At 72.4% G+C, this 5,913-nt stretch carries 6 protein-coding genes, 1 pseudogene and 1 riboswitch; of the genes and pseudogenes, 4 read left to right on the top strand and 3 right to left on the bottom strand.

What is annotated here, in order from left to right; genetic code table 11:
• The 4 genes and pseudogenes from DZG00_RS11295 to DZG00_RS11280 all read left to right on the top strand — a co-directional run.
• A pseudogene (locus DZG00_RS11295) lies at window positions 1–196 on the top strand (ice-binding family protein); the annotation flags it as partial.
• Window positions 197–393: 197 nt separating this feature from the next.
• Window positions 394–1,353 (top strand): carbohydrate ABC transporter permease, encoded by a 960-nt coding sequence (locus DZG00_RS11290; RefSeq protein ID WP_119382373.1) that lies wholly within the window; start codon window positions 394–396, stop codon window positions 1,351–1,353.
• On the top strand, window positions 1,353–2,342 hold the full coding sequence (locus DZG00_RS11285; protein ID WP_119382372.1) for a carbohydrate ABC transporter permease: 990 nt from the start codon (window positions 1,353–1,355) through the stop codon (window positions 2,340–2,342). Before DZG00_RS11290 ends, DZG00_RS11285 begins: the two co-directional genes overlap by 1 nt.
• 81 nt (window positions 2,343–2,423) lie before the next feature.
• Window positions 2,424–3,134: a GAF and ANTAR domain-containing protein gene (locus DZG00_RS11280; protein ID WP_119382371.1), complete on the top strand. Its 711-nt coding sequence runs from the start codon at window positions 2,424–2,426 to the stop codon at window positions 3,132–3,134.
• Window positions 3,135–3,155: 21 nt separating this feature from the next.
• Here DZG00_RS11280 and DZG00_RS11275 read toward each other — a convergent pair whose 3' ends face one another.
• The 3 genes from DZG00_RS11275 to DZG00_RS11265 form a co-directional block, all read right to left on the bottom strand.
• A complete protein-coding gene (locus tag DZG00_RS11275; RefSeq protein ID WP_119382370.1) occupies window positions 3,156–3,479 on the bottom strand; it encodes a DMT family transporter in 324 nt (107 codons plus the stop codon).
• Between the two features lie 10 nt (window positions 3,480–3,489).
• A riboswitch (guanidine-III (ykkC-III) riboswitch) is annotated at window positions 3,490–3,554 on the bottom strand.
• A gap of 51 nt (window positions 3,555–3,605) precedes the next feature.
• The gene (locus tag DZG00_RS11270; protein WP_119382369.1) at window positions 3,606–4,964 is read right to left on the bottom strand and encodes an ABC transporter substrate-binding protein; all 1,359 of its coding nucleotides are present in this window, start codon (window positions 4,962–4,964) and stop codon (window positions 3,606–3,608) included.
• Between the two features lie 114 nt (window positions 4,965–5,078).
• A partial coding sequence (locus tag DZG00_RS11265; RefSeq protein ID WP_119455634.1) for an alpha/beta hydrolase fold domain-containing protein occupies window positions 5,079–5,913 on the bottom strand: 835 nt, incomplete at its 5' end.

Raw genomic sequence — 5,913 nt, 5'->3', positions numbered from 1 at the left:
GCCCACGCCCACGCCCACCTCCGGCGTGCCGACGTCCACCACGCCCCCCGGCGACGTGCCGCCCCCGGGCAGCCACCTCCCCCGCACGGGCGGCGACGGCGCCCGCCTCGTCATCGAGCTCGCCCTCGGCGCGGCGGCCCTCGCGGCCGGCGTCGTCGCGGTCATCGCCGTCCGCACCCGCCGCCGCCGCCGCTGATCACCGAGCACGACCGGACGCCCGCGCTCCCCGAGCGCGGGCGTCCGTGCGTGCGCACCGCCGTGGATGCCCGACGGACGCGCCGCCGACGCCCGCCGGACAGGCGGCGGATCCGGCCTCGGACGCCGAGGAGAAGCAGCTGTAGGGTCGGCGGGAGGGGCGACGACGCTCCGATCCACCAGTCGACGAGGACCACCATGACGACGACGAGCCGCCCCGCGCGAAGATCCTCCGCCGACCGGCCGCCCCGTCCCCGCCGCTCCCGCATGGCCCGCCGCGAGGCCGTGGCCGGCTACCTCTTCATCAGCCCGTGGATCATCGGGTTCCTCGTCTTCACGCTCGGCGCGATGGTCTACAGCCTCGTGGTGTCGTTCAGCGACTACAACCTGGCCACCGACGTGGCCACCCCGGTCGGCACCGCGAACTACGAGCGCCTGTTCACGGATCCGCGCGTGGCCCTGAGCCTCGGCAACACGCTCTTCTTTTGCGTCCTCGCGGTGCCGTTCGAGGTGTGCCTCGCGCTCCTGCTCGCGATCCTCCTGGCCCGCCTCGGCCGCGGCGCCGGCATCTTCCGCACCCTCTACTACCTGCCGAAGATGACGCCGACGGTCGCCACCGCGAGCGTCTTCCTGCTGCTGCTCAACGGCAACACGGGAGCGGTGAACGAGGGGCTCGAGGCGATCGGCATCGACGGCCCGCAGTGGCTCATCGACCCCGCGTGGGTGAAGCCGTCGATCGTGCTCATGACGCTGTGGGGCGTGAGCGGCACCATGGTGATCTTCCTCGCCGCCCTCAAGGACGTGCCCCGCGAGCTCTACGAGGTCTCGTCGCTCGACGGCGCAGGTCCCGTGCGGCAGTTCTTCGCGATCACCGTGCCCATGATCTCCGGCGCCATCTTCTTCAACGTGGTCGTGCTGACCATCGCCGCCCTGCAGGTCTTCGACCAGGCGTACCTGCTGTTCTGGCGCGACCAGACGAACGCGTCGCCCGACTCGTCGCTCTTCTACGGCGTCTACCTGTTCCAGCAGGCGTTCCGGTCGTTCGACTTCGGGTTCGCCGCGGCGATGGCCTGGCTGCTGTTCGTGATCGTGCTCGTCATCACGCTGATCCAGGTGAAGCTGAGCAACCGGTTCGTCTACTACGAGGGGGACCGCTGATGGCCGTCACCGACCGCACCCCGGACTCCGCCGCGACGGCCGCGCCCGCCGCCGCCACCGGGGATCCGCGCCTCGCCGCCGCCCTCACGCCGCTGCCGTCGCGGGATCCGCTCCCCCGCCGCACCGACCCCGACCGCGTCCGCCGCGTGCGCTCCCGCATCGGCCGCGCCCTCATCACGGCGCTGCTCGTCGGGTTCGCGCTCCTGTTCCTCTACCCGTTCGCGTGGCTGCTCGCCGCGAGCCTCAAGCCGCGCGGCGAGGTCTTCGACAACGCGCTGTGGCCGCGCACGTTCACGCCGCAGAACTACGTCGAGGTGTGGGAGCAGCTGCCGCTCCTCGGCTGGATGGGCAACAGCCTCGCCATCGCGCTGCTCTCCGCGGCGCTCGTGTCGATCTCGAGCGCGCTCGTGGCGTTCGGCTTCGCGTACTTCCGGTTCCCGGGGCGCAGGATCCTGTTCGGCCTGGTGCTCGCGACGATGATGCTGCCGGGCGCCGTGACGATGGTGCCGCAGTTCCTCATCTGGAAGAACCTGGGCCTCATCGGCACCTGGGTGCCGCTGTTCGGCATGAACCTGTTCGGATCCGCCTTCTACATCTTCCTGCAGCGCCAGTTCTTCCTCGGGTTGCCGCGGGAGCTGTTCGAGGCGGCGCGGCTCGACGGCGCCAGCTACTTCGGGATGTTCCGGCGGATCGCGCTGCCGCTGTCGATCCCGTCGTTCGTCATCATCTTCATCTTCGAGTTCCAGGCCAGCTGGAACAACCTGCAGGCGTCGCTCATCTACTTGAACGCCGGCAGCGTCGAGGGCTTCACGGTGCCGCTCGGACTCTCCTACGCGATGACCGCGTTCAGCCCGACGAACGGCGGGCAGGGCGACTACCAGCTCGTCATGGTCGCGGCGCTCCTCGTGACCCTGCCGATGCTCGTGCTCTTCGCGTTCGGCCAGCGCTACTTCGTGGAGGGCATCGCGACGCAGGGCCGCAAGGGCTGAGCCGGGCGGACCGGCGGGCACGGGGCGCACCGCCCTGTCAACCCTCCGACCCGGATCCGCCGCCACGTCTAACGTCGAAGGGTGAACGCGCACGAAGCCGACCTCCGGACCCTCTTCATCTCCCTCGCCGAGAGCCTCGCGGCATCCGACATCACGCAGGCGCTCGACGACCTCGTCACGGCGTGCGTCGACCACACCTCGGCGACCGAGGGCGGCATCGTGCTCGCCGACCGCGACGGCGTCCTGCACGTCGTGGCATCGACGAGCGAGCGGGCCGCCGAGGTCGAGGAGGCGCAGCTCGGCGCGCTCGAGGGGCCGTGCATGGACTGCGTGCGCACCGGCGAACCCGTCGAGGTGCCCGACCTCGCGACCGCGCCCCACGACTGGCCGGAGATCGCGCGCATCGCCGAGGACCGCGGCTTCCGCGCCGTGCACGCGACGCCCATGCGCCTGCGCGGCCGCACCCTCGGATCGCTGTGCCTGTTCGCGCCGACCCCTGGCGCTCTCTCGGACCGGGACGCCGCGCTCGTGCAGACGCTCGCCGACGCCGCCACCCTCAGCGTGCTGCAGCAGCACGCCATCGACCGCGGCCAGGCGGTCGCCGACCAGCTGCAGCAGGCGCTCGACAGCCGCGTCGTCATCGAGCAGGCCAAGGGCGCGCTCGCGCAGCGGATGGGCGTGAGCACCGACGAGGCGTTCGCGTACCTGCGTCGCCAGGCGCGCAGCAGCGGCCGGCGGATCCACGACGTCGCCGCCGAGATGGTCCAGCCCGACCGGCGGATGCGCGCCTGACCCGCGGGCCGGACCGTCGGGTCAGCTCCCGGTGTCGACGACCTTGAGGCCGACGACGCAGCCGACGAGGCCGAGCAGCAGCAGCACCTTGACGACGCTCGCGGGCTCCTCGCCCGTGACGATCGCGTAGGTGACGGTGAGCGCGGCGCCGATGCCGACCCACACGGCGTACGCGGTGCCCGTGCTGATCTCGCGCATCGCGTAGGCGAGCCCGACCATGCTCAGCACGACGGTGACGCCGAAGACGATCGACGGCCCGACCTTGGTGAAGCCGGCGGACTTCCCGAGGGCGGTGGCCCAGACGGCCTCGAGCACTCCGGACACGATGAGGACGATCCACGACATGGCTGCTTCTCCTGGCCAGTCTTGTCGCGTTCCGGGTACTGATCCCTCGTCCGGGAGCGCGGGAAGGCGCCCGGTCTCCACCGTAGCCGGGCGCCCTGATCACGCCATGTGCACGTCAGCGCCGGGTCAGCGGGCCGCCTGCTCGTAGGCCCGCATGGCCGCCGTCTGCGCGTCGGCGAGCGCCTGCTCCGGCGTCTTGTCGCCGAGGAGCGTCGACGCGACGGCGTTCTGCAGCTCGCTCTGGATCTGCTGCCCGGCCGGCGACCCGCCGATCGAGCGGCCGTTCGCCACCACGTCGTAGAACGTCGCGATCGCCTGGTCGATGCCGTCGTCGCCGCTCGGGACGACGTGGGCGTCGCGGATGGCCTGGTCGGCGGCCGGGGATCCGGTGAACAGGCCCGTGTTGATGCCGCCGTTCTCCGTCACGGTCGCGGCGCGCACGTCGCCCGCGGCCTCCCACGACTCCTGGCTGGTGAGGTCGAGCATCCACGCGCACGCGGCGTCCTTGTTCGCGGCGCCCGCGGGGATCACGAACGCGGATCCGCCGGCGACCGCGAACGGCTCGCCGTCCTGGTCGCGGAAGGGCACGGCCGAGATGTCGATGTCGTCGCGGTACGGCGCGACCACGTTGAGGTACCACTGGGCGTCGATCTGCGCTCCGACCTGATCCTTCACGAACTGGTTGCCGTCGCCGAAGGTGTCGAACGCGTCGGTGAAGCTCTTGCCCTTGGCGTAGCCGCCCTGCGCGTCGGACAGCTCCTTCAGGAACTCGAGGCCGGGCAGGTTGGCGTCGTCGTCGAGCGTGGGCTTGCCGTCGTCGTCGACGAGCTGGCCGCCGAAGCCGAGCATCCAGAGCGCGGCCTGGCTGGTGGGCACCGCGTCGAGGCCGAGCACGGACGGGTCGCCGCCGGACTCCCGGTATACCTCGCCGACCGCGTCGAGCAGCTCGTCGGGCTTCGAGGTGTCGAACTGGTCGCCCGAGACGCCGGCCGCGCCGAGCACGCGCTCGTTGAGGAGGATCGCCGGCGGCTGGAAGAACTGCGGCACGGCCCAGATGGCGTCGTCGTAGCGGATGTCGTTCGTGACGGACTCGTAGAAGCGCTCCTCCGGATCCACGTCGTGCACGGAGTAGCACTCGTCGAGCGGGAGGATGAGGTCCTGCGCCGCGTAGGTCGCCACGAACTGGCGGTCCATCTGGACGACGTCGGGCGTCTGGCCGCTCGCGACGCGGGTGGTGAACTTCTGCGCGTCGAACGCGGTGGAGTCGAGGTCGACCTCCACGTCGGAGAGCGCGTCGGCCGCGTGCGCGAGGCGGGCCTCGCCCACGTCGTCGGCGCCGTCGAAGGCCCAGGCCTCGAGCGTCCCCGTGGCCTCCGTGGTGAAGGAGGCGTCGGCCGCGCCGGTGCCGCCGGATCCGCATCCCGCGAGCAGCGTGGCCGTGGCGGCCGCCGCGATCACCGCGAGCGTCCTGTGTGTCCTGGTCATGGGGATCCCTCCGAGCGCACCGGGCCTCGTCGCCCGCTCCTCGAACGTACGCCGCTTCTCCTCCGGCGATCCGGGCGGGCCGTGGGCGCCGGGCGGGCCGCGAGGTCGGGCGCATCAGGCGAGCAGCAGCTCCACCATCGCGTCGCGCGCGCGGGCGCCCTCGGGGATGGGAATGAGCGCGTACACGTGCAGGAGGTTCGGCTCCACGTGGATCCGCACCGGGTGCCCGACCGCGGCCGCCTTCCGCTCGAAGGCGCGCGCGTCGGCGAAGAGGATGTCGTGCGTGCCCGTGAACACCGTGACGCGGCCTAGCCCCGCGAGCGATCCGTGCAGCGGGCTGACCCGCGGATCCTCCACCGGCAGGTCGCCGCGCCACGACTCCACGGCGGCGCGCATGCCGTCGACCGCGAGCCACGGGTCGGTCGGCTGGATGCGGGCGATGAGCGGATCCGTGAACGACAGGTCGAGCGCGGGCGAGATGAGCACGACGTCGCGCGGCGCGGGCACGCCCCGGTCGCGGAGCGCCATGGCGGTCGACAGCGCGATCTGACCGCCGGCCGAGTCGCCCATGAGGGTGACGTGCCCCGCGCCGACCTCGGCCACGAGCGCCTCCGCGAGATCCGCCGTGCGCGCGACGACCTCCGCAGCCGTGCCCGACGGGACCAGCGGGTAGATGGGCACGGTGACGACGGCTCCGGCGCGGCGGGCGAGGCCGGCGACGAGCCACCAGTGGAACGGGGTGATCTCGTGCACCCAGCCGCCGCCGTGCGCGTAGAGCACGCGTCGTCGGGAGGCGATGCCCGCGGGCGCGACCTCGTACACGTGCCACCCGTCCTGCACGCGAGCCGAGACGCGCACGCCGCGGAGCAGCGGCGGCGGGGCGAAGCCGCCCGGCCGGAGCACGCGCCGGGCGGCGCCGCGCATCGTGCGCGCGGGCGACGCGAACTCG

The organism is Clavibacter lycopersici, assembly GCF_003576405.1.
GTDB classification, from domain to species: domain Bacteria; phylum Actinomycetota; class Actinomycetes; order Actinomycetales; family Microbacteriaceae; genus Clavibacter; species Clavibacter lycopersici.
The sequence above is the reverse complement of the archived record's forward strand: the minus strand, read 5'-3'. Positions and strand labels throughout refer to the sequence as shown.